Raw genomic sequence first — 23,855 nt, forward strand, 5'->3', positions numbered from 1 at the left:
GGGCGGAAACTCCGTGTTTCTGTGCCCCGCGCAGTAATGTCGTGTTTGTTGCCGGTCACATGGTCAGGGGGAAAGCGTGAGCACAGACGGAGGCGGGCCGCGCAAGCCGAGCATCTACGATGTGGCGGATCGTGCCGGAGTGTCGCACATGACCGTCTCGCGCGTGCTCAACGGGCACCCGAACATCCGCGCGTCCACGCGGGAGAAGGTGATGAACGCGATCGCCGAGATGAGCTACACGCGCAGCTCGATCGCCAGGGCCCTCGCCACCAACCGCACGATGCGCATCGGCGCTCTGATCGACAACCCCGGCTACTTCGGACCCAGCAGCACCCTGCGCGCGATCGAGGTCGCCGCGCGCGAGTACGGCTACGCCGTGAGCTCGTTCTCCGTGGGCGACGGGGAGGACCGCCGTGTCGACGCCGGGGTCATGGAGCTCATCACCCAGGGCGTCGACGCCCTGTGCGTCATCGCCCCCCGCGCCTCGTCCCTCGACCTGCTGCGACGTCAGTCGATCGGCGTGCCGACGCTGGTCGTCAAGGAGGAGCCCGACGAGGAGATGCACACGGCATCCGTCGATCAGCGCGCGGGCGCGACGGCGGCGGTGCGCCACCTGATCGATCTCGGACACCGCTCGATCCTGCACGTCGCCGGTCCGCCGGACTGGTTCGACGCCAAGGCGCGGACCGAGGCCTGGCGCGCGGTGCTCGAGGAGGCCGGTCTTCCCGTGGCCGAGCCGATGATCGGCGACTGGTCGTCGGATTCGGGGTACGCGTTCGGCACGAGCGTCGAGCTCGGCGACGCCACGGCCGTCTTCGTCGCGAACGACCAGATGGCCCTCGGACTCATGCACGGCCTCGCCGAGCGCGGCATCCGGGTGCCAGACGACGTGAGCGTCGTCGGCTTCGACGACGTGCCGGATGCTCGGCACTACCTGCCCCCGCTCACGACGGTCCGTCAGGACTTCACGCTGCTCGGCAGGCTCGTCATCGGAGAGCTGCTCTCGGCGATCGAGGGCGGCGAGACGGAGGAGCGCGAGCTGATCCAGCCCGAGCTCAAGCTGCGCGCGTCGACCGCCGCTCCGCGGAGCTGAGCCGACTCCTCTCGCGCTCATCGAGGCGCCGGATCGCGGCGCGCCCATTCGGCGATGGCCCGGGGCGTCCCCTGAGGCGACGCGCCTGTTGACGTGGGAGCGGGGTGTCCCTATGCTCACTGTTACCGCTCACTGTTGACGTCAACACATACTCTGAGGACAGACGATGAAGTCGAAGAGAACCATTGCCGCGCTCGGGATCTGCGCCCTCGGCGCCGGCGCGCTCGTGACCGGCGCCCCCGCGGCGCAGGCGGCTGCGATCCCGCTCACCATCACCCCCAACCCCGGTTACGCGTCATCCCCGTTCGAGGGATGGGGGACCAGCCTCGTCTGGTTCGCGAACGCGACGGGCGGCTACCCCGATGACGTCCGGCAGGATCTGCTCGACAAGGTCTTCGGCGAGGACGGGCTCAACCTCAACATCGCCCGGTACAACATCGGCGGAGGCAATGCGACGGACGTGCCGGGGTACCTGCGCCCCGGCGGCGCCGTGGAGGGCTGGTGGAACCCCGATCTCGCGAGCTCGACGTACGCCGACCGCGCGGAGTACCGTGCGGCCTGGGACGGCGACGACCCGGCGAGCTACGACTTCGACGCCGATGAGACCCAGCGCTGGTGGATCGACGCGCTGAAGGACCGCATCACGCACTGGGAGGCGTTCAGCAACTCGCCGCCCTACTTCCTCACCCAGAGCGGCTACGTCTCGGGCGGCATCGGCAACGGCAACGCGGAGCAGCTGTCCGCCGCCGACATGGACGCGTATGCGGACTACCTCGTGACGGTCGTCGAGCGCCTCGAGCAGGAGCACGGCATCGACTTCGCCAGCCTCGATCCGTTCAACGAGCCCAACACGAACTACTGGTCCACCACTCTCGGACCCGACGGCTGGCCCACCTCGGCGAGCAGGCAGGAGGGCGCGCACATCGGACCGGCCGCCCAGGACGCGATGATCAAGGCCCTCGCCGACCGCCTGGCGGAGCCCGGAACCGCCACAGACGTGCCGATCTCGGCGATGGACGAGACGAACCCGTCGATCTTCGCGACCAACTGGAACGCGTGGAGTGACGAGTCCAAGGCCGAGGTCGACCAGTTGAACGTGCACACCTACGGCACCTCAGGGCGGCTCGTGGTGAGGGACATCGCGAAGAGCGCCGACAAGCCGCTGTGGATGAGCGAGGTCGAGGGCGACTGGGACGGCACCGGCTACAACCTCACCAACATCGAGAACGGCCTCGGGATGGCCGGTCGCATCGTCGACGATCTGCGCGAGCTGGAGCCGAGCGCCTGGGTGTTCTGGCAGCCGGTCGAAGACACCTACAACATGCAGAAGGTCGAGAACAAGAACTGGGGATCGGTGTTCGTCGACTTCGACTGCAACGCCGACGGCGACTCCGTGCGGCGCATCGCCGACGGCGAGGCCGACCCGAGCTGCCGCGTCCAGACCAACGCGAAGTTCAACACCGTGCGCAACTTCACGCACTACATCCGTCCGGGGGACGCCCTCATCCCGTCGGGCGACGCGCAGACCACCGCGGCTGTCTCGGCCTCCGGCGACGCCGCGACCCTCGTGCACGTGAACACGGAGTCCTCGGCGCGTGAGCTCACGCTCGACCTCTCGCGCTTCGGCGCCGTGGCGGCAGGGGCGACCGTGACGCCGATCGTGACCACGCAGTCGACGGCCGCGAACCCCACGAGCAATGCGCTCGTGGCGGGAGCGCCCGTCGCGGTCGACGCGGCCACCCGCACCGCGAAGATCACCGTCCCCGCGAAGTCGGTGACGACGCTCCTGATCTCCGGGGTCTCCGGCGTCGCCGATGAGGCCGCCTCGCTGCGCGACGGCCACAGCTACCAGCTGTTCGGCGTGCAGAGCGGCAAGGCGCTCGCCGCGAACGGCACGGCGGCGGTCATCCGCACCCCCGCCACCACCGCGGAGGCCGCGACCGCCCAGACCTGGACCGTGCGGACCCTGTCGGGGGAGGGCGCCGATCGGCACCGCTTCGCCCTGCTGTCGGGTGACGGCAGGTTCCTCGCCGAGTCCGGCGGAGCGGTGACCGTGGTCGCCGCCACGCCGGAGCAGGCGGCATCCGATCCCGCTCTGCAGTGGATCTCGTCCACCGCCGACGGCTCGACGTTCTCGCTGCTCAGCGTCTCGGGCGAGCGCGTGCTCGACGTGAACGGGCAGAGCTCCGCCGATGGCGCGAGCGTGGGGCTGTGGACCTCGAACGACGGGGCGAACCAGCGCTGGACGCTCGCCGACACCGAACTGGTCGAGGTGCAGAAGGTCACGACGGGTGCGGTGCAGGGCACGGCCCCGACGCTCCCGCCCGCGGTGGCGCTGACCTATCGGGGCGGTGTCGAGCGCACCGCCGCCGTCACGTGGAACACGGCGGGGGCCGACTGGTCGACACCCGGCACCAGGACGATCGACGGGACGGGCGTCGACCTCTTCGGCGCGGCCTTCGCGGCCACGGCGATCGTCGAGGTCGGGTCCGTGACGATCACCGATCCGGTGTCCGTCACGACGTACGCGGGTGCACCGCTGTCCTCGGTGCGAGCCGCGGCGCCGGCGACGGCGCCCGCCGTGATCGGAGCCACCGACCAGCGGCTGCCCGTCGACGTCACCTGGGACTGGAGCGGCGTCGCCGACTCCTCGTTCGCCACTCCCGGCGTCGTCACCGTGCCGGGGTCGGCACGCGCGCCGGGCGGCGGAGCGCTCACGGCGACCCTGGCGGTGATCGTGACCGTTCCGTCGACGCGGAACGTCGCCCCGGCGAGCACGGCATCCGCGACCTTCACCGAGAGCTCCAGCTACGGCGCCGACCGCACGAAGAACGGCCTCACCACGGACAAGGGATGGTCGAACTGGAGATCGGGCACGAAGAACACGCAGGACACGCTGACCTACGCGCTGACCCGCACCGAGACGATGCAGAGCGCGAGGATCTTCTTCTACAAGGACGGCTCGTCGAACAGCTGGCCGCAGTCGCTCTCCGTGCAGTACCGCCTCGGCGCCGGCGCCTGGACGACGGTCGGATCCCTCGTCGACGTCCCCGTCCCGGCGGACGGATCCGCTCCTGTGGTCGACGTGCCGCTGGGCTCCGTGCAGGCCGATGCCGTGAGGGTGGTCATGAACGCCCGCGCCGCCACCCACATGATCGTGTCTGAGGTCGAGCTGCAGGCATCCGCCCCCGGCGTCTCCTCGGTGGACACGCTCGCCGCGATCACCCTGGACGGCGCGCCGCTGCAGGGCTTCGCATCGGCGACGACCGCGTACGAGGTGCCGTGGCCCGCGGGCGAGCAGCGTCCGGTGCTGCGCGCGGTCGCGACCGACGGCGCGGCTGCCGTCGCGGTCACGCAGGCCGGTGACTCCGGGGTCGCCTCGGTGCTCGTCACGGCGCCCTCCGGCGCGTCCCGCACCTACGACGTCGCCTTCGTCGACCGGGTCGGCCCCACGCTCGATGCGACGCTGGTCGGCAGCGTGCGCTGCGTGGCGGGCAAGGCGCAGCTCGTCCTCACGGTGACCAACACCGGAGGCGTTGCGACCGACGTGACCGTCACGACGCCGTACGGCTCGAGGGCGTTCTCGGAGCTCTCCCCGCAGGCGAGCGCGTCCGCAGCGCAGTCGACGAGGCTCGCCGTCGTCCCGGCGGGGAGCGCGCAGATCGTGCTGAGGGCTGATGTCGACGGGGTGCACCATGAGCGCACCCTGCCGTTCGCCCTCCCGGCTGGCGGGTGCGGCGCGGCGCGCTGACCCATCGCCGACGGAGGGGCGTCGAGGCCGGGAGACCGTCCTCGGCGCCCCTCTCGTCACGACGGCGTAACGACGGGGAATCCGGACTTGCGCAAAGTTTTGTTACCGCGCACAATTGGGTGAGCACAGCACCACACACGTCGTCCACGGCGGACGCGTTACCCGACGGCGAACCGCCGGAGGCACTCAAGGAGGAGACAACAATGGCTACATCCAAGCGACTGCTCGGAATGATCGGACTCGGCGTCGCCGGCGCTCTCGCGCTCGGCCTGACGGGCTGCAGCGGCGGCGGAGACGACAAGGGCGGATCCGACGCGGGCTCCGGCTCCGGCGACCTCATCACGGTCGGCTTCGTCGCCGTCGGCCCCGAGGGCGGCTGGCGTCAGGCCAACGAGAAGAACATCCAGGACACCTTCACCGAGGATGCCGGCTACGACCTGAAGTACGCGCCGGCCGCGAACCTCGACCAGAAGTCGCAGATCGACAACTTCACGTCGTTCGTCGACGAGGGCGTCGACGTCATCCTGCTCTCGGCCACCGAGGCCACCGGCTGGGAGGACTCGCTCAAGCGCGCACAGGAGGCGGAGATCCCCGTCATCCTCCTCGACCGCGGCATCGAGCCCGACGACACCAGCCTCTACGTCACCCGCATCGCGCCCGACAACGTCGAGGTCGCGAAGGAGGTCGGCACCTGGGCTGCAGCCGAGTTCCCCGACGGTGGCAACTACATCGTCCTCGAGGGCCCGGCCGGCGTCGGCGTCGTGAACGAGCGCAACAAGGGCTTCGAAGAGGGCCTCGGCGACTCCTCGCTGGTCAAGGTCGCGGCGCAGACCGCGAACTGGTCCACCGAAGAGGGCAAGAGCGTCACGGAGACCCTGCTCAAGTCGAACAACAACGACATCCAGTTCATCTTCGCCCAGAACGACGAGATGGGCCTCGGCGCATCCCAGGCGGTCGAAGAGGCCGGTCTGACCGTCGGCACCGACGTCAAGATCGCGACGATCGACGGCACCAAGAACGCCATCCAGGCGCTCGCCGACGGCAAGCTCAGCTACGTCCACGAGTACAACCCGCTCTTCGGCGAGACCGCTCTCGACGTCGTCAAGAAGGCGCTCGACGGCGACAAGGTCGACTCGTACATCGTCGTCCCGAGCAAGGCGTTCGACTCCGCCGAGGCCGCCAAGGCCGCTCTGCCCGACCGCAAGTACTGAACCACCCGCCCGGGCGGCGCGCCGAGCGCCGCCCGGGCACCCTCCGCCGAGAGACACAGAGACCGGAAGTCAGAGCAATGAACGAAGAACTGCCCATCGTCCAGATGCGGGGGATCTCGATCGAGTTCCCCGGCGTGAAGGCGCTCGACGGCGTGGACTTCCGGCTCTTCCAGGGCGAGGTGCACGCGCTGATGGGCGAGAACGGCGCCGGCAAGTCGACCCTCATCAAGGCCCTCACCGGCGTCTACGGCATCGACTCCGGCTCGATCGTCGTCGCCGGCCAGGAGCGCAGCTTCCGCGGGACGAGCGACGCGCAGGCCGCGGGCATCTCGACCGTGTACCAGGAGGTCAACCTGGTCACGAACCTCTCCATCGGCGAGAACGTCATGCTGGGGCACGAGGTGCGCGGCCCCTTCGGCATCAACTGGCGCGCCACCCACCGTGCGGCCACCGAGGCCCTCACCCGTCTCGGCCTGGAGGACCTCGACACCCATCAGCCGCTGTCGAGCCTGTCGATCGCGATGCAGCAGCTCGTCGCGATCAGCCGGGCGATGGCCATCAAGGCCAAGGTGCTCATCCTCGACGAGCCCACCTCGAGCCTCGACGCCGCCGAGGTCGACGGCCTCTTCCGCGTCATGCGGACCCTTCGCGACCAGGGCGTCGCGATCCTCTTCGTCTCGCACTTCCTCGACCAGATCTACGCGATCAGCGACCGTCTCACGGTGCTGCGCAACGGGCAGTACGTCGGTGAGTACCTCACACGCGAGCTCGACCGCCATGCCCTCATCTCGAAGATGATCGGCAAGGACCTCGACGCGCTCTCGGCGCTCGGCGGCAACCGCCGCACCGACGCCCGCACCGCCGACGAGGCCCCCGTCGTGTCCGCCCGCGGACTCGGACGCCGCGGATCCGTGCAGCCCACCGACCTCGACATCCGCCGCGGAGAGGTCGTCGGCTTCGCCGGCCTCCTGGGCTCAGGGCGCACCGAGCTCGCCCGCCTGCTCTACGGCGCCGATCGCGCCGACGAGGGCACGGTCGAGCTGAACGGCGTCGTCGGCGACATCAAGTCCCCGGCCGACGCCCTCGCGAAGCGCATCGCGTTCTCGACCGAGAACCGCCGCGACGAGGGCATCATCGCCGACCTCACGGTGCGCGAGAACATGATCCTCGCCCTCCAGGCGGAGCGCGGCTGGGCGCGGCCGATCCCCAAGAAGGAGCAGGACGAGATCGTCGACAGGTACATCGCCGAGCTCAACGTCCGCCCCGCCGACCCGAACCGCCCGATCAAGAACCTCTCCGGAGGCAACCAGCAGAAGGTCCTCCTCGGCCGCTGGCTCGCCACCGAGCCCGAGCTGCTGATCCTCGACGAGCCCACCCGCGGTATCGACGTCGGAGCCAAGGCCGACATCCAGGAGGCCGTGGCGCAGCTCGCCGAAGAGGGGATGTCGGTGGTGTTCATCTCCTCCGAGCTGGAGGAGGTCGTCCGCCTGTCCGAGCGCATCGTCGTGCTCAAGGACCACCAGAAGATCGGCGAGATCCAGAACGGCCCCGACGTCACCGCCCAGTCGGTCGTCGACGTGATCGCCGCCCACGGCGTGGAGAGCGCCGCGGACAGCCTCGACGAGGCGCCGGGCGGAGAAGCCCAGCCCGTCGACGCAGACGCAGAAGAGGAGACGCGATGAGCGCCGCAGCATCCCGCCCCACCGCCTGGCTGAGGGAGGTGATCCGCAAGCCGTGGTTCTGGGGGATCGTCGCCCTCGTGGCACTGCTCGCGCTCAACGTGCTGAAGGACCCCACGTACCTCGCCATCTCGGTCAACCCGAACAACGGCAACCTCGTCGGCAACCTGATCGACATCCTCAAGGCCGCGGCCCCCGTCATGATGATCGCGCTCGGCATGTCTCTCGTCATCGCCACCGCGGGCATCGACCTCTCCGTCGGATCGCTCATGGCGGTCGGCGGCGCCGTGTCGATGGAGTTCCTGAAGGCGGCGGGAGATTCCACCTCCGTCGGCGTCGCACTGGCCGCGATCGGGCTCACGCTGCTGATCACCGGCGTCCTGGGCGCCGTCAACGGCATCCTCGTCGCCTACGTCGGACTCCAGCCGTTCATCGCCACCCTCGTGCTCATGCTCGCGGGCCGAGGCATCGCGAAGGTCATCACGGGCGGCCAGAACACCGCCGCGTCCAGCGACCCGTACCGCTGGATCGCGAACGGGTATGTCGTCGGCATTCCCGTGGTCTTCCTGTTCGCCGTGCTGATCGTGCTGGTCGTCGCCGCCGTCGTGCGGCGCAGCGCGCTCGGGCTCATGATCGAGGCGATCGGCATCAACCCCAAGGCCAGCCGGATGGCCGGCATCAAGCCGCGCGGCCTCCTGCTGACCACCTACATCCTCAGTGGTCTGCTCGCCGGGGTCGCCGGCATCATGTCCGTCGGCACCGTCATGACGGTCGACATCTCGCGCACCGGGTACCAGCTGGAGCTCGACGCGATCCTCGCGGTCGTGATCGGCGGGGCCTCGCTCGCCGGCGGCAAGTTCTCGCTCAGCGGCGCCTTCGTCGGCGCCCTGCTCATCGCGACGCTCGACAAGACCGTCGTGTTCCTCGGCATCTCCTCGTCGGCCACCCCCGCCTTCAAGGCGATCGTGATCGTCGTGCTGTGCCTGCTGCAGTCCGACCGCGTGCGCGGCTGGTTCACCCGCCGCCCGAAGGCCGTGTTCCCGACCGCGCCGAGAGTCGAAGCCCGCAAAGAGGAGGTGACGGCATGACCGTCCTGACCGAGGCTCCGGCCCGCACGGATGCCGCGACCGGCGTCATGACCCGCATCCGCCGGCTCGTGTCGACCAACCCGTCGACCCTGCCCACCGTCGCCGCCGTCGCCATCCTGATCGCGATGGTCGTCTACGGGGAGATCGCGTACGGCCGCATCGTGCAGGCCAACACGCTGTCGAACCTGCTCATCAACAACACGCACCTCATCGTGCTCGCGGTGGCGCTGACCTTCGTCATCCTCACCGGCGGGATCGACCTGTCGGTGGGGTCGATCATCGCGTTCTCCTCGGTCGCCGGCGTGATGCTGTCGAACGCGGGGTGGCATCCGCTCGCCGTGCTCGTGGTGATGATCGGCTCCGGCTCCCTGTTCGGCCTGGTCTCCGGCATCCTGATCCGGTACTTCAACGTGCAGCCGTTCATCGCGACGCTGGCGATGATGTTCCTGGGTCGCGGTCTCGCGTCACTGCTCAGCACGGTCCCCGAGCGGCTCGGCGAGGACTCCCCGCTGCGCTGGATCGGCACGCAGATCAAGGTCGTCGACGGGCCGAAGGTCAACGACCTCGTCATCACCCCGGCCGTGATCGTGGCTCTGCTCGTCGTCGTCGTCGCGTTCTTCGTCCTGCACCGCACGCGCACCGGCCGCACCGTGTACGCGATCGGCGGCTCCGAGAACTCGGCGGCGCTCATGGGCCTCTCGGTGCCGCGCACCAAGGTGCTCGTGTACGTGATCAGCGGCACGCTCGCCGGCATCGCCGCCGTGCTCTACACGGGGCGTCTCGGCACCGCGCAGAACATCACCGGCATCGGCTGGGAGCTCGACGCGATCGCGGCGGCCGTGATCGGCGGCACCGTGCTCACCGGCGCCTACGGCTACGTGCTCGGCTCGGTGGTCGGGGCGCTCGTGCTGGGCCTCATGAACGTGCTCATCACCCGCGACGGCAAGATCCCGCCCGAGATGACGACGATCATCACCGGCGCGATCCTCCTCGTCTTCGTGCTCCTGCAGCGCGCCGTCACCCGCAAGAAGGAATAGCCGATGACCGTATTCACCCCCGAGGTCGAGGCATCCATCCGCGCCGTCCGCGCGGACGTCGCCCGCCTGCACGCCGAGCTCGTGCGCTACGACCTGATCGTCTGGACCGGCGGCAACGTGTCGGGCAGGGTCCCGGGCGCCGACCTGTTCGTGATCAAGCCGTCCGGCGTCTCCTATGACGACTTGACGCCCGAGAACATGATCCTCTGCGACCTCGACGGCACGGTCGTGCCCGGCACCCCCGGCAGCGACCGGAGCCCCTCCAGCGACACGGCGGCGCACGCCTACGTGTACCGGAACATGCCGGAGATCGGCGGCGTGGTGCACACCCACTCGACGTTCGCTGTCGCCTGGGCCGCGCGCGGCGAGGAGATCCCGTGCGTGATCACGGCGATGGCCGACGAGTTCGGCGGGCCGATCCCGGTCGGCCCCTTCGCGATCATCGGCGACGACTCCATCGGCCGCGGCATCGTGGAGACCCTCCGCGGCCACCGCAGCCGGGCCGTGCTCATGCAGAACCACGGCCCGTTCACGATCGGCGTCGATGCGAAGGATGCCGTGAAGGCCGCCGTCATGGTCGAGGACGTCGCCCGCACGGTGCACCACGCCAGGGAGGCGGGTCCGCTGATCCCGCTGCCGCAGGAGGCCATCGACCGGCTCTACGACCGGTACCAGAACGTGTACGGCCAGAGCGCGGACGCCCGCCGATGAGCGGTCGCGACGACATCGCCCACGGACGCACGAGCCTCGGCATCGAGTTCGGCTCCACCCGCATCAAGGCGTGTCTGATCGGCGCCGACGCCTCCGAGGTGCTCGCCACCGGCTCGTTCTCCTGGGAGAACCGGCTCGAGGACGGACTGTGGACGTACGGGCTCGACGAGGTGTGGGCGGGGCTCCAGGCGGCGTTCGCCGACCTCGTGGCCGATGCCCACGACCGCTACGGAGTGCGACCCGCGACCTTCGGCGCGATCGGCGTCTCGGCGATGATGCACGGCTACCTCGCCTTCGATGAGGACGGCGAGCTGCTGGTGCCGTTCCGCACCTGGCGCAACACGAACACCGGTGCGGCGGCGGCCGAGCTGACCGCGCTGCTCGGGGTCAATATCCCGCTGCGGTGGTCGATCGCGCACCTGCATCAGGCGGTCGTCGACGGCGAGCCCCACGTGCCGGGCATCGGCTTCGTCACGACCCTCGCCGGATACGTGCACTGGCGGCTCACGGGCGCCCGCGTGCTGGGCGTCGGCGACGCCTCGGGCATGTTCCCCATCGACTCGGCGACCGGCGGCTACGACGAGAGGATGCTGCAGGCCTACGACGCGCTCGCGGGCGACCGCCTCCCCTCGTCGCTCGGTGCGCTGCTCCCGGCCGTGCTCCCCGCGGGGGCCCCGGCCGGATCACTCACCGCAGAGGGTGCGCTGCTGCTCGACCCCACGGGCGCGACGCCCTCCGGCATCCCGCTGTGCCCGCCGGAGGGCGATGCGGGCACGGGGATGGTCGCCACGAACTCGGTGTCGCCGCGCACGGGCAACGTCAGCGCAGGTACGAGCATCTTCGCGATGGTCGTCCTCGAGCGCCCGCTCGCCGAGGTGCACCACGAGCTCGACCTCGTCACCACCCCGGTCGGAGACGCCGTCGCGATGGTGCACTGCAACAACGGCGCCAGCGAGCTCGCGGCCTGGGCGGGGCTCTTCATCCGCTTCGCCGCATCCGCCGGCCACCCCGTCGGAGACGATGCGGCGTTCGACGCGCTCTTCCGCGAGGCGCTCGGAGGGGAGGCGGATGCCGGCGGCATCCTCGCCTACAACCATCTGGCGGGTGAGCCGCTGGCGGGGCTCACCGCAGGCCGACCGCTCGTCGTGCGCACCCCGGACAGCGCCTTCACGCTCGCGAACTTCATGCGCGCGCAGCTGTACGGCGTGTTCGGAACCCTGGCGCTGGGCATGCAGGTGCTCGCCGCCGAGGGCGTCGGGCTCGACCGGATGTTCGCGCACGGCGGCATGTTCCGCACCGCGGGCGTCGCGCAGCGGTTCCTCGCCGGCGCGCTCGGCGCCCCGGTCGCCGTGGGCGATCTCGCCTCCGAGGGCGGGGCGTGGGGCATCGCGGTGCTCGCGTCGTACCTCGCTCACGCCGACGACCTCGCCCTCGACGCGTATCTCGACGAGAGCGTGTTCGCCACGGCATCCCTCCGCACCGTCGCTCCCGATCCGGAGGACGTCGCGGGCTTCGCCGCCTACCTCGACCGTTACCGCGCCGGCCTCGCCATCGAGTCCGCCGCCATCACCGCACTCCCTCCCGGTCTTTGAGCGAGCGGAGCGAGACGAAACGCAGCTTCCCGTCGGACCACGTTTCGTCTCGTCGCTTCGCTCCTCGCTCAACGAACGGAAACAGAAAGGCCAGAAATGCCCACGCTCACCACCTCCCTCGACGGCTTCGAGGTCTGGTTCCTCACCGGCAGCCAGCACCTCTACGGCCCCGAGACTCTCGCGCAGGTCGCGGAGCAGTCGCAGGAGATCGCCCGCATCCTCGACGAGGCGGGCGAGGTTCCGGTGAAGATCGTCTGGAAGCCGGTCCTCACCGACGCGGCCTCCATCAAGAGGACCGCCCTCGAGGCGAACGCCGACGACAGGGTGATCGGACTGATCGCGTGGATGCACACGTTCAGCCCCGCGAAGATGTGGATCGCCGGTCTCGACGCGCTGCAGAAGCCGCTCGCGCACCTGCACACCCAGGCCAACGTCGAGCTCCCGTGGGCCGACATCGACTTCGACTTCATGAACCTGAACCAGGCCGCGCACGGCGACCGCGAGTTCGGGTACATCCAGACCAGGCTCGGCGTGCCGCGCAAGACGATCGTCGGCCACGCGAGCGACCCGCGCGTGCGCCGCGAGCTCGGCACGTGGCAGCGCGCCGCCGCCGGTCTCGCCGCCGCGCGTTCGCTGAAGCTGGCGCGCTTCGGCGACAACATGCGCTTCGTCGCGGTCACCGAGGGCGACAAGACCGAGGCCGAGCTGCGTTTCGGCGTGCAGGTCAACACGTGGGGCGTCAACGAGCTGGCGGACGCAGTGGCCGCGGCATCCGCGTCCGACATCGACGCGCTGGTCGCCGAGTACGAGGAGCTGTACGAGGTCGCCCCCGAGCTGCGTCGTGGCGGCGACCGGCACTCCTCCCTGCGCGACGGCGCAGCGATCGAGATCGGCCTGCGCTCGTTCCTGGAGGAGGGCGGCTTCGGCGCCTTCACGACCTCGTTCGAGGACCTGGGTGCGCTGACGCAGCTCCCCGGCCTCGCCGTGCAGCGTCTGATGGCCGAGGGCTACGGCTTCGGCGCGGAGGGCGACTGGAAGACGGCCGTGCTCGTGCGCATCGCGAACGTGATGGGCTCGGGCCTGCCCGGAGGCGCGAGCCTCATGGAGGACTACACCTACGACATGACCCCCGGCGACGAGCTGATCCTCGGCGCGCACATGCTGGAGGTCTCGCCCTCGCTGACCACCGCGAAGCCCACGCTCGAGATCCACCCCCTCGGCATCGGCGGCAAGGACGACCCGGTGCGTCTGGTCTTCACCGCCGACCCCGGACCCGCCGTCGTGGTGGCTCTCAGCGACATGCGCGACCGGTTCCGCCTCACCGCGAACGTCGTCGAGAACGTGCCGCCGCGGGCGTCGCTGCCGAAGCTGCCGGTGGGCCGCGCGGTGTGGAAGCCCGCGCCCGACTTCACGACCTCCGCGGCCGCGTGGCTCACGGCCGGTGCCGCGCACCACACGGTGATGTCGACGGCGGTCGGGATCGAGGCGTTCCGCGACTTCGCCGAGATGGCCGAGGTCGAGCTGCTCGTGATCGACGAGGAGACCACGCTTCCCGAGTTCCAGAAGCAAGTGCGCTGGAACCAGGCGTACTACCGCCTCGCGCAGGGCCTGTGAAGATAGACGCGTGATGAGCATTCCGAGGTCAGGCAGGCAGCTGCGCATCGCGAGCGGCGGATACGAGGCCGTGATCGCGAGCGTCGGCGCATCCCTGCGGACGCTGCAGAAGGACGGGCGCGACCTCGTGGTGCCCTTCGAGGCCGACGAGGTGCGCCCCGGCTACCGCGGCGCGACCCTCGCCCCCTGGCCCAACCGCATCGTCGACGGACGCTACGTCTTCGCCGGCGTCGAGCACCAGCTCCCGCTGACGGAGCCGTCGCGAGGGCAGGCGCTGCACGGGCTGCTGTGCTGGACCGAGTTCGCCGACCGGCTCGTGCTCGACGACCGCATCGTGCTCGCCGCGGTGATCGAACCGCAGTCCGGCTACCCGTTCCGTATCGAGGTCGAGGTCGAGTACCGGCTCGACGCCGACGGTCTCGCCCAGACGGTCACCGCCCGCAACCTCGGGACGGATGCCGCCCCCTGGGGCACCGGTCCGCACCCGTACCTCGTGGCCGGCCCTGAGCGGAGCGTCGACGAGTGGACCCTGACGCTTCCCGCGTCCGAGGTGCTCACGGTCACGCCCGATCGGCTGAGCCCCGTGGCCGTGGAACCCGTGTCCGCGCACCCCGAGTGGGACTTCCGGACCCCGCGACCTATCGGCGACGTGTTCATCGACCACGCGTTCACCGGCCTCACCCGTGCAGACGGCGTGGCCGAGGTGCGTCTGACGGCGCCGGGCGGCACGGGCGTCGCGATGACCTGGGACGAGCGCTGTCCGTGGGTGCAGGTGCACACCGCAGACAACCCCGGCGTCGACGGCATCCATCGCATCGGCCTCGCGGTCGAGCCGATGACGTGCCCGCCCGACGCCTTCACCTCTGGCGTCGATCTCGTCGTGCTCGCGCCGGGCGCGGAGCACGCGGCATCCTGGCGGATCCGCGCGCTGTGACGGGCCCGGCGCGAGTGCGCCGGTCAGGACAGCGCTGAGACCAGGGCCTCGGCGGCGGATGCCGATGACTGCGGGTTCTGCCCGGTGATCAGGAGCCCGTCGACCACGGTGTGATCGCTCCAGGGCTGGGCGACGTCGACATCGGCTCCGAGCTCCCGCAGCGAGGTCTCCAGCAGGAAGGGCGCGCGATCGGCGAGACCGCCGAGGCGCTCCTCCTCGTCGGAGAACCCCGTGATGCGGCGGCCGGCCACGATCGGCCGACCCTCGGCGGTGCGTGCGGGGAGCAGAGCCGCGAGCCCGTGGCACACCGCCGCGAGCGGGCGTCCGCCCGCCACCGTGGCCGTGATCAGCGCGGCGGAGGCGGCATCGGTCGCGAGGTCCTGCATCGGCCCGTGCCCTCCTGGGTAGTAGACGGCGTCGTAGGCCGCGGGCTCGACATCGGCGAGCACCAGCGGGGACGAGAGGCCGGGGATCACGGCGAGAGCGTCGACATCGCCCTCTCCGAGGCTCGCCACGTCGGCGACCGGCGTCGCGCCGCCGGGGGTCGCGAACGCGACGGAGTGACCGGCCGCGGTGAGCAGGCGGTAGGGCGTCAGCAGCTCTTCGGCCCAGAAGCCGGTGGGGTGCGCGGTGCCGTCGGCGAGGGTCCAGGTGCGGGCGCCGGTGACGACGAAGAGGACGGTGGACATGGTGTCTCCAATGCGGTCGAAGTGATCGAGGTGCATCAGGGGGAACGGATGCCGATGGTGCGTGATTCCGATACATTCTCGATATGAGCGATCGGAATGTCGATGGTCTGCGCGACCTCCCGCTGTGGCGCACGTTCCTCGCCGCCTACCGGGCCGGTTCGGTCTCCGCCGCGGCGCGCACGCTCGGACTCGCGCAGTCGACGGTGACCGCTCAGCTCCAGGCCCTCGAGAGGAGCACCGGAGAGCCCCTGTTCGAGCGCTTCGCACGCGGCATCCGTCCGACCCCTCGCGCCGACGAGCTCGCCGCGCGGCTCGCGGCCCCGCTCGACGCGCTCGCCGCAGCGGTGGGGCAGGACTCGACCGCCGCGGCGCCCGTGCTGCGGCTCGGCGGGGCGGCTGAGTTCCTCGCCAGAGTGGCGCTCCCCGCGCTCGCGCCCGCCGTCGCCGCGGGGCTCCGTCTCTCCGTCACCGCGGGCCTGGCCGACGACCTCCTCGACGCCGCGCGCACAGGATCCCTCGACCTCGTCGTCTCCGCCGTGCGCCCTCGCGGGAGGTCGGTGGCGGCGTCAGCGCTGTGCGACGAGGAGTTCGTCCTCGTCGCGTCGCCGTCGCGCGGGATCGCTCCCTCCGCCGAGCTGTCGGCCGCCGAGCTCGCAGACATCCCGCTGCTCGCCTACGCGCACGACCTGCCGATCCTGCGGCGGTACTGGCGGCATGTGTTCGGCATCCGACTGGAGCGCGATCCGGCGCTGGTCGTGCCCGATCTGCGGGCGCTCGCAGCCGCCGCCGTCGGGGGAGCGGGCGTGACGGTGCTGCCGAGCTATCTGATCGCCGACGAGCTCGCGGACGGGCGGCTGATCGTGCTCCGGCCGACCGACGATCCGCCCATCAACACCCTGTTCCTGGTGCGTCGCCCCGGCGCGCTGTCCCCGCGAGCGGCCACGGTCGAGGCTGCTCTGCGCGCCGCCGTCTCCGGCTTCTGAGCCTCAGCGGGCGAGCCAGCCCCGCAGCGTCCTCGTCACCCACGGCAGCACCCAGTACGTCATGATCGGCGTGAGCACGACGGTCGTGCACAGCACCCGCAGCCAGATCGGCAGCTCGTTCCACCCCGGCACCGGGCTGAGCGCGTAGGCGAAGGCGACGTTCGCGGGGAAGAACCCGAGCCAGATCGACACGGCCTGCTTCCACCGTGGCGGCGTCCGCACCACCGAGACGGTCGCCGTCGTGCCGTCGGCGCGGGGGATGGTGATGGTGTCGGTGCTCGGGTCGTCGAACCAGCCCTCGATGCCGGTGCGCCGCTTCGCGCGCTCGCTGCGCACGAAGCCCTCCCCGGCCGAGCGCCACCACTCGCGTTCCCCCGAGCGCTCCCACGCGACGAGGGTCTCCTCGTCGGCGAAGCGGTAGAGCATGTGCCAGACGTTCGAGTCCTCGCCGTCGCGCACCCAGCCCGACCCGAGGAACCCCGGATACCTGTGCGCGAGGTTCACACCGGTCTGCGCCCAGGCCGTCGCTTCGGCGACGTGGTCGGGGTCGACCTCGCGGCGGATGGACACGGTGATGGGTTCGCTGGACATGGTGGGTCCTCGGAGGGGTGCGCGGCCCGGATCGCGGGCACGTCGGAAGGGGGATGCGCCAGGGTCGCGGCGCCTCGTCGATTCTATTTCGGATGCCGAGGGGAGGCGTCGCGCGGGCGTCCGCTGCCGGAGAACGCAGAGCGGCAGCCGGTTCCCGCAGAACCCGACGCGGCCGCTGCCTCGCCTGGTGTGATGGATGAAGCACCCGATCTCCCGCGGTTCTCGCGGGGAATCGGGATCCGCGCCCCCAGCGCGGAAAGGCCGGTCCCCTCCGGCCCTGGCGGCGGTCCCCACCCGTCGCCGGTCGGCAGGACCCGGAGCCCCATCCGGGTCCTGCCGGCGTTACTGTGTGACGTGACATCGCACGGCCCCCGGTCTCCTCCGGTCGGCGTCGCCGGCGATCCTCGGCCCTCAGCAACGGGGAAGGAGCACACGGATGCCCGGCACCAGCACGAGCGCAGCCCGCAGCGGCAACACGTCCGTGCGCCGCGTGCACTTCCCGATTCCGAGCATCCGGTCGCTCGAAGGGTGCGAGGTCACCGGGGAGTACCTCCGCCGCGTGGACACCAGGGTGATCGGGGTCGACGACGGCGCCCCGCTGAGGGCGCGGGTCGCCCGGGTCGGCGACATCCGGTTCTGGCACGTCGCCTCCCCGGAGATCGAGATGCAGTGGCCGTCTCCCGCCCCGACGACCCGGCTCCTCTTCGTGATGTGCATCTCAGGGCGGATGACGGTCGAGCCCGTGTTCCCTGCGGGGCGGAGCAGCACGCGCGTCGTCGTGATCCCCGCCACCACGGCGGAGTCGCGGATCCGCTTCTCGGCCCCGCGCAACGAGTTCTTCGCGATGTCGGTGCCCGACCCGGGGATGCTGACGACGGCGGGCGCGCGGCCGGCGGCTCCCGCGATCAGCCTGGATGCGCTGCGCCCGTTCATCGGCTTCATCGACGGGGTCACCGCGGTCGACGACGCCGAGCACCTCGACGCGTCGCCGCTGCACGCGGCGGCACGGAGCGTCGCGCGGAGCATGATCGAGCTGGTCGGCGGCAGCCTGACCGATCGACGCTGCATCGTGACGAGGGCGACGGACATCATGCTCGCGGAGTCGGACGATCCGAGGCTGACGACGGCATCCCTCGCCGACCGGCTGGACGTGTCGCCGCGCACCCTGCAGGCGGCGTTCGCCAAGGAGGAGCTCACCGTCAGGGGGATGCTGCGCGACATCCGCGCGCGCTCCGCCAGGGCGCTGCGTCGTGCGCAGCCCGATGCGAGGTCCTCCACGCTGGTGCGGGCCACCGGCTTCGGCTCGGAGTCCGCGATGTTCCGCGCGCTCAGAGAGCTGGAGAGCAGGGATGCCGCGGCCGCGGTCGCGGACATCGCCTGAGACCGGCCTGCCGCATGCACCGTCAGTTGTGACGGTTTCGCGGGGAACCGAGTGATGAGGGGCGTCTGACTCCGTCTTGCTCTGTGAGGGCCGGACAGTCGTCCGTGTCCTCACGCGCCCGAGTGAGGCGAGGCTGCCGCACTCGGGTCGCGCGTTCTGGAACGGCGTATGGGGATGCCCGACTGGAGGGAGAGCGCGCAGAGGTGTCGGAGAGCGCACGGGGCGCGCTCTCCGACACCGAGATCCAGGTCGAACGGAGGGACGCACGATGGGAGCGGGAATCGACGAACACGGCAGCGTGATCAGGATCGGCGTGGTCGACGATCACCGGTCGATCCTGGTGGGCATCGCGGTGATGCTGAACGCGAGGGAGGGCGTCCACGTCGTGGCCGTCGGACGCACGGTCGCCGAGCTGCTGAGCGTGTCGCAGCGTATCGACGTCGTGCTGCTCGATCTGCTCCTGTCTGACGGCTCCTCGTCCGCACGGAACATCGCGGCTCTCGCCGCGACGGGAGCGCGAGTGCTCGCCTTCACGGATCGTTCGTCTGCGGGGGTGCATCGCGATGCGATGCGCGCGGGCGCGGTCGGGACGATCAGGAAGACGGACGATGTGACGCAGATCGTCTCCCGACTGCGTGCGGCGGTGCGAGGACGGTCCAAGGTGGCATCCGACGTCCGTCCCACCGGTGGAGTGAGCGTCGCTCTCTCCGCTCGGGAGACCGAGGTGCTCGCGCTGTACGCCGCAGGGGCGACGGCGGAGAGCGCGGCGAACCAGCTCTTCGTGACGAGGGAGACGGTGCTCGACCACATCCGCCGCATCCGCGCGAAGTACGCGAACGCCGGCAGACCCGCCGTGACCAAGGTCGACCTGTTCCGTCGTGCCGTGGAGGACGGCATCCTCGAGCCCGGGGACTGAGCGGCCGTGCGCCGGGGGCGTCGCGAGGAGGGGATGGTCTGTCTGTCCCCCATAACAGGGGGATTCACGCCCGACCGCGTGATCCCGCGACCGGAATACCGTCTGCTTGATTGAGGCGTCTCCTGTGCGCCGAACATCGTGCGGGCGCCCCAGACGCCCGGAAGAGGGGAACACACCAGTGCGAGCAGAACACCTGATGCGACGAGCAGAGGACGCGACCCGACGTCGGCGCGCGATCCGCGCTCTGATCGCGATGATCGCCGTCATCGCCGTGGGGATGGGGTTGCAGACGCCTGTCGCCGCGATGGCGGATGCCACGTCGCGCCCGTCGATCTCGATCACGCCGCTCACGCCGTCCAGCCAGCCGTCTGGCACGGCGTTCGGGTACCGCGTCTCGTACACCTGCAGCAACGTGAACGCGTCGCCATGCGCCGACAATCCGACCGTGACGATCCCGCTCGGAGCAGCGGCGAACCCGACATGGACGGTCGCGGTCGGCGCGAACCCCCTCATCACGTCATGGACGGTCACCGGGGGCAACCTCGTCATCACCCTGGCAGACCTCACCGAGGGTGTCGCGGGCACCATCGGCATCACGATCACGCCCCCGAACCACACGACGCCGAACGGCACGAGCTGGACACTCGTGCCGACGATGACGTTCACCGACGGCACCCCGACGGTGTCGGCTCCGGGCGTGACCTCGACGGCCACGGCGACCCCGTCACTCGACGTCTCGAAGACCGTCGAGCAGACCTTCTACAAGCCCGGCGACACCGTGAAGTACACGCTGTGGTGGTACTGCCCCCGCAGCGGTTTCGGTGCGCCCGGTGATGAGAACCTCGCGAGCCTGCGACTGGTCGACACGCTGCCCGCGGGCCTGACGTACCTGTCCAGCTCCCCGTCCGCAACGGTCGCGGGCCAGACGCTCACCTTCGATCTCACCGCGGCGCAGCTGGGCTCCAGCTGCGCGGCCGGAGCCGGAACGGCCGTCTCCGTGACCGTGAATGCGCGGGTCAACGCCAATGTCGCCGACAACACCGTGCTGCGCAACGTCGTCAACGGCACCGGGACGTCGATCAGCGGCGCCCCGGTCACGTCGTCGGACGAGGTCTCCGTCACCGTCGTGTCGACGCTCCCCGGCGCGACCGTCACCAAGCGAGGCTACGGCCCTCTCCTCAACACGGTGGGCGACAGCGGCACCTACGACCTCAACCTGAACGGCTACACCTCGGCGACGTATCCCGGGCCGTGGCTCGGTCGCGGCGACGCGAACGTCTCCACCGCCACGATCTACAACAGCGCTGCGCCCTCTTTTCGCATCGAGGCGCTCTACGCGCTCGACGTGCTGATGCCCGGCCCCGGCCTGCAATCCGAGGTCGTCGACCCGGTGCCGTGCACGACGAACGTGAGCGGATCCTCGTACTCCAGCAACGCTCCGGGCACCGTGTGCACGGATCCCGCCTTCCATCCGACCATGGTCACGATCTGGGCACGTACGACGGAGAATCCGCAGAACGTCGGCATCCCCTCCGCTTTCGCTCCGCAGGCGCGCCTCACCGACGGCTCGATCGTCACCCTGACAGCCGGACCCATCCCGTCAGGAGCGGTGACGCTCGCGAGCGGACCCGACTACCGCAGCTACTTCGTGCCCGCCTCGGCGATCGGCCGCGTGGCGGAGATCATCCTGCCGCGCACGACCGGCATGACCAACACACGCATGAACGTGGTGATCGGCGGCTATGCCGACTCGCGTCGAGTCGCGGGCGACATCCTCCGCAACCAGGCGGCGATCAGCTCCTACGCCGTGGGCGCGACGACGCCCTACGCGACGGGGACCTCGTCCGTCGGCCGGATCTTCATCCTGGACGGGCCGCAGATCGGCGTGACCAAATACTGGTACGCCGCAGGGCCGGAATTCCGAGTGAACAGCGAAGTCATGCTGAAGGGGCCGACGACCGGCGATCTGACCTTCGTCGATCGCTTCCCCGCCGGCGTCTCGTTCACCGGTCCCGCTGTTCTCGACGCATATCGCTATGGCGCCGGAGCCTGGAGCAACAACATCCCGACGACCACGACCGTCACCGCCGACCCCGTCACCGGCGAGACCGTCGTCACGGTGGTGGTCAAGGCGTCGACGGTGAACGGACTCCTGCCGGCCTCGAAGGGTGAGCGCATCCGCTTCGAGCTCCACCTCCCGTCGAAGGTGCAGTTCCCGGGCAACTACGTGAACAGGGCGACCGTCAACCTCTCCGATCCGCAGGTGAACAACTCGATCTGCACACAGGGCACGAAGGTGGCGGGCACGACGGGGGCTGGACACCAGTGCGCCTCGTCGACGTCCTTCACCGTCAATCCCGACCCGACGTCGGATGCGGTGCGTGTGACGAAGTCGGTGCGCGGAAGCCTCGATACCGCGTTCAAGAGCTTCCCGGCGATCGGGTACGTCGCATCGGCGGGGGGAAACGCGACGTTCCGGCTCGGCTGGACGAACAAGAGCCAGCAGAACGTCGGCAACGTCGTGATGTACGACCTGCTTCCGCGGGTGGGCGACACCGGCACGGTCGCGGGAACGGTGAACCAGCAGCGGGGGAGCACGTTCCGGCCGATCCTCACCGGGTTCTCGGCGCTGCCGGCCGGGGTCACGGCGTTCTACTCGACGTCGACGAACCCGTGCCGTCCCGAGGTGCTGCCGAACGCGCAGAACGCGGGCTGCGTCGACGACTGGGCCGCCGTGCCTGCGTCGCCGTCGGCCGCGCTCCTGCAGACCGTGCGCGCGCTGCGTTTCGTGTCGACCGCGACCTACGCGTTCGATCAGGGCCTCTCGATCGATCTGACGATGACGACGCCGCCGCTGAACAGCGTCGGCGACGTGGCCTGGAACACGGTCGCCACGGCGCAGACGAACCTGGCGAGCGGACAGCCGATCCCGCCCGTCGAGTCGGCCAAGGTCGGGATCGCGCGACAGGACTTCAGCCACATCACGATCGACAAGGTCGTGGACAAGACGGTGGCGAACGTGGGCGATCTGCTCACCTACACCGTCAGCGCGGTCAACGACGGTGGTCGTGACCTCTCCGACATCACCCTGCGGGACACGCTCCCGGCCGGTGTGACGTTCGTCTCGGCGAGCGGGGGAGGTGTGCACGCCGGGGGCGAGGTCACCTGGAACCTCGCGAGCATGCCCCTCGGGCAGCAGTTCACGTACACCGTCACGGTGCGCGTGGACCAGGAGGGCGTGGCGCTCGTGAACCGCTTCGGAGTCGACGGGACGACCCCGGTGACACCGCTGCATCCGTGTGCGGAGCCGAACGACGACGATGAGTCCTGCGCGACGACGACGGTGCCCGCGGTGGCCCTCACGTACGCGAAGACGTCCGACCCGGCACCGGGGACGATGGTCAAGGCGGGAGACACGGTGTCGTACACCGTGACCGTGTCGAACGCCACGGGCTCGCCGTCCACGAGCGGCATCGCGACGGATGACATGTCGGAGGTGCTCGACAAGGCGACCCTGGCGTCGCCGCCGGTCCTGACGTGTGCGCCGGTCGGCGCCTCGTGCGGGCAGGTCGCGTACACCGCCGGCGATACGGAGCTCGTCTGGAGGTCGACGGCGGGGGCGCCGCTCGCAGCGCACACGACGGCGACGATCACGTACACGGTGACGCTCGACGACGACGCGAGCGGAACGCTGCGCAACCTCCTCGTCGAGCCCGGCATCGCCGTCGAGCATCCGATCCTCAGCGTCGACAAGACGGTCGACAAGGGCGCCGGGTCGCTCGTGAACCCCGGCGATGACGTGAAGTACACGCTGTCGATCACGAACAGCGGCGCCGTCGGGAGCGGTCCGTTCTCCGTGTTCGATGACCTGAGCGACGTCGTGGGCAACGCGACGCTCGACGAGGCGTCCATCGCGGTCGACCCCGCCGTCGGAGCGGCGGCCTACGATGCCGGCACGCACCATCTCACCTGGACGGGTGCGCTCGCCGCGGGGCAGACGGTGCAGGTCTCCTACACCGTCACCGTGAACGACGATGCGTTCGGAGAGCTGCGCAACGTCTTCCTCGACAAGACCGTGGTGAACCCGATCTCGGGAACGCTGCAGTGGACCAAGATCGACGAGTCGCCTCAGCAGCGCCTCCTGGCGGGCTCGGAGTGGACGCTCCAGGCGCTCGATGAGAACGGCGCGCCGACCGGCATGGTGCTGACGGTCGAGGACTGCACGGAGCTGCCGTGCTCCGGGCCCGAGAAGGACCCGGCCGGCGGAGCCCTCCGCGTGCCGAACCTCACCCCCGGCGACCACCAGCTCGTCGAGACCAAGGCTCCGGCCGGCTACGTGCTCGACACGACCGTGCGCACCGTCACCGTGCTCGGCACCGTGCAGGTGACCGTGCTCGACGGGATCGTCAACCAGCAGCAGGGAGTGCCGGTCCTGCCGTTCACCGGCGGTCTGGGCACAGACCACCTGCTGCTGATCGGGGGCGCGCTGCTTCTGCTCACCTCCGGACTCGTCGTCTGGCAGATCCGCCGCAGGCGCAGGGCATGACCGCGCCGCGTCTCACCGACCCACCCGCTCCGCACCAGC

The 23,855-nt window shown here is 70.3% G+C and carries 16 protein-coding genes; 14 read left to right on the top strand and 2 right to left on the bottom strand.

Features of this window, described 5'->3' with window-relative positions:
- Positions 1–76 precede the first annotated feature (76 nt).
- From LC438_RS02915 to LC438_RS02960, 10 genes are all read left to right on the top strand, one after another.
- Positions 77–1,093 (top strand): LacI family DNA-binding transcriptional regulator, encoded by a 1,017-nt coding sequence (locus tag LC438_RS02915; RefSeq protein WP_223585792.1) that lies wholly within the window; start codon positions 77–79, stop codon positions 1,091–1,093.
- Positions 1,094–1,259: 166 nt separating this feature from the next.
- Entirely contained in the window at positions 1,260–4,844 is a 3,585-nt protein-coding gene (locus LC438_RS02920; RefSeq protein WP_223585793.1) for a glycoside hydrolase, read from the top strand.
- Positions 4,845–5,047: 203 nt separating this feature from the next.
- Complete coding sequence (locus LC438_RS02925) at positions 5,048–6,055, top strand: ABC transporter substrate-binding protein (protein WP_105676806.1); 1,008 nt, start codon at positions 5,048–5,050, stop codon at positions 6,053–6,055.
- A gap of 77 nt (positions 6,056–6,132) precedes the next feature.
- Complete coding sequence (locus LC438_RS02930; RefSeq protein ID WP_105676808.1) at positions 6,133–7,737, top strand: sugar ABC transporter ATP-binding protein; 1,605 nt, start codon at positions 6,133–6,135, stop codon at positions 7,735–7,737.
- Positions 7,734–8,822 (top strand): ABC transporter permease, encoded by a 1,089-nt coding sequence (locus tag LC438_RS02935; RefSeq protein WP_105676809.1) that lies wholly within the window; start codon positions 7,734–7,736, stop codon positions 8,820–8,822. The genes LC438_RS02930 and LC438_RS02935 overlap by 4 nt, the downstream gene beginning before the upstream one ends.
- Positions 8,823–8,869: 47 nt before the next feature.
- Complete coding sequence (locus tag LC438_RS02940; protein WP_374197885.1) at positions 8,870–9,859, top strand: ABC transporter permease; 990 nt, start codon at positions 8,870–8,872, stop codon at positions 9,857–9,859.
- Positions 9,860–9,862: 3 nt separating this feature from the next.
- Positions 9,863–10,570 carry an L-ribulose-5-phosphate 4-epimerase gene (locus LC438_RS02945; protein WP_105676813.1) on the top strand — a complete coding sequence of 236 codons (708 nt, stop codon included), beginning with the start codon at positions 9,863–9,865 and terminating at the stop codon, positions 10,568–10,570.
- On the top strand, positions 10,567–12,162 hold the full coding sequence (locus tag LC438_RS02950) for a xylulokinase (protein ID WP_105676815.1): 1,596 nt from the start codon (positions 10,567–10,569) through the stop codon (positions 12,160–12,162). Before LC438_RS02945 ends, LC438_RS02950 begins: the two co-directional genes overlap by 4 nt.
- A 96-nt stretch (positions 12,163–12,258) precedes the next feature.
- Entirely contained in the window at positions 12,259–13,776 is a 1,518-nt protein-coding gene (gene araA / locus LC438_RS02955) for an L-arabinose isomerase (RefSeq protein WP_105676817.1), read from the top strand.
- A 13-nt stretch (positions 13,777–13,789) separates the two neighbouring features.
- On the top strand, positions 13,790–14,710 hold the full coding sequence (locus LC438_RS02960) for an aldose 1-epimerase family protein (RefSeq protein ID WP_223585794.1): 921 nt from the start codon (positions 13,790–13,792) through the stop codon (positions 14,708–14,710).
- Between the two features lie 23 nt (positions 14,711–14,733).
- On the opposite strand, the gene LC438_RS02965 is transcribed toward LC438_RS02960, so the two are convergent.
- On the bottom strand, positions 14,734–15,399 hold the full coding sequence (locus tag LC438_RS02965) for a type 1 glutamine amidotransferase domain-containing protein (protein ID WP_223585795.1): 666 nt from the start codon (positions 15,397–15,399) through the stop codon (positions 14,734–14,736).
- Between the two features lie 83 nt (positions 15,400–15,482).
- Here LC438_RS02965 and LC438_RS02970 point away from each other — a divergent pair, with 83 nt between their 5' ends.
- On the top strand, positions 15,483–16,382 hold the full coding sequence (locus tag LC438_RS02970; protein ID WP_223585796.1) for a LysR family transcriptional regulator: 900 nt from the start codon (positions 15,483–15,485) through the stop codon (positions 16,380–16,382).
- Between the two features lie 3 nt (positions 16,383–16,385).
- Here the strand turns inward: LC438_RS02970 and LC438_RS02975 are convergent, their stop codons facing one another.
- The gene (locus tag LC438_RS02975; protein WP_105676822.1) at positions 16,386–16,973 is read right to left on the bottom strand and encodes an antibiotic biosynthesis monooxygenase; all 588 of its coding nucleotides are present in this window, start codon (positions 16,971–16,973) and stop codon (positions 16,386–16,388) included.
- 436 nt (positions 16,974–17,409) lie between these two features.
- Here LC438_RS02975 and LC438_RS02980 point away from each other — a divergent pair, with 436 nt between their 5' ends.
- The 3 genes from LC438_RS02980 to LC438_RS02990 all read left to right on the top strand — a co-directional run bounded on the left by LC438_RS02980 (position 17,410) and on the right by LC438_RS02990 (position 23,816).
- Positions 17,410–18,354: a helix-turn-helix domain-containing protein gene (locus LC438_RS02980; protein WP_223585797.1), complete on the top strand. Its 945-nt coding sequence runs from the start codon at positions 17,410–17,412 to the stop codon at positions 18,352–18,354.
- A 268-nt stretch (positions 18,355–18,622) separates the two neighbouring features.
- Positions 18,623–19,270 carry a response regulator gene (locus LC438_RS02985; RefSeq protein ID WP_105676825.1) on the top strand — a complete coding sequence of 216 codons (648 nt, stop codon included), beginning with the start codon at positions 18,623–18,625 and terminating at the stop codon, positions 19,268–19,270.
- Positions 19,271–19,466: 196 nt separating this feature from the next.
- Positions 19,467–23,816 (top strand): isopeptide-forming domain-containing fimbrial protein, encoded by a 4,350-nt coding sequence (locus LC438_RS02990; protein ID WP_223585798.1) that lies wholly within the window; start codon positions 19,467–19,469, stop codon positions 23,814–23,816.
- Positions 23,817–23,855 lie beyond the last annotated feature (39 nt).

It is taken from the genome of Microbacterium sp. OVT16B (assembly GCF_019969705.1).
Classification (GTDB): Bacteria; Actinomycetota; Actinomycetes; order Actinomycetales; family Microbacteriaceae; genus Microbacterium; species Microbacterium natoriense.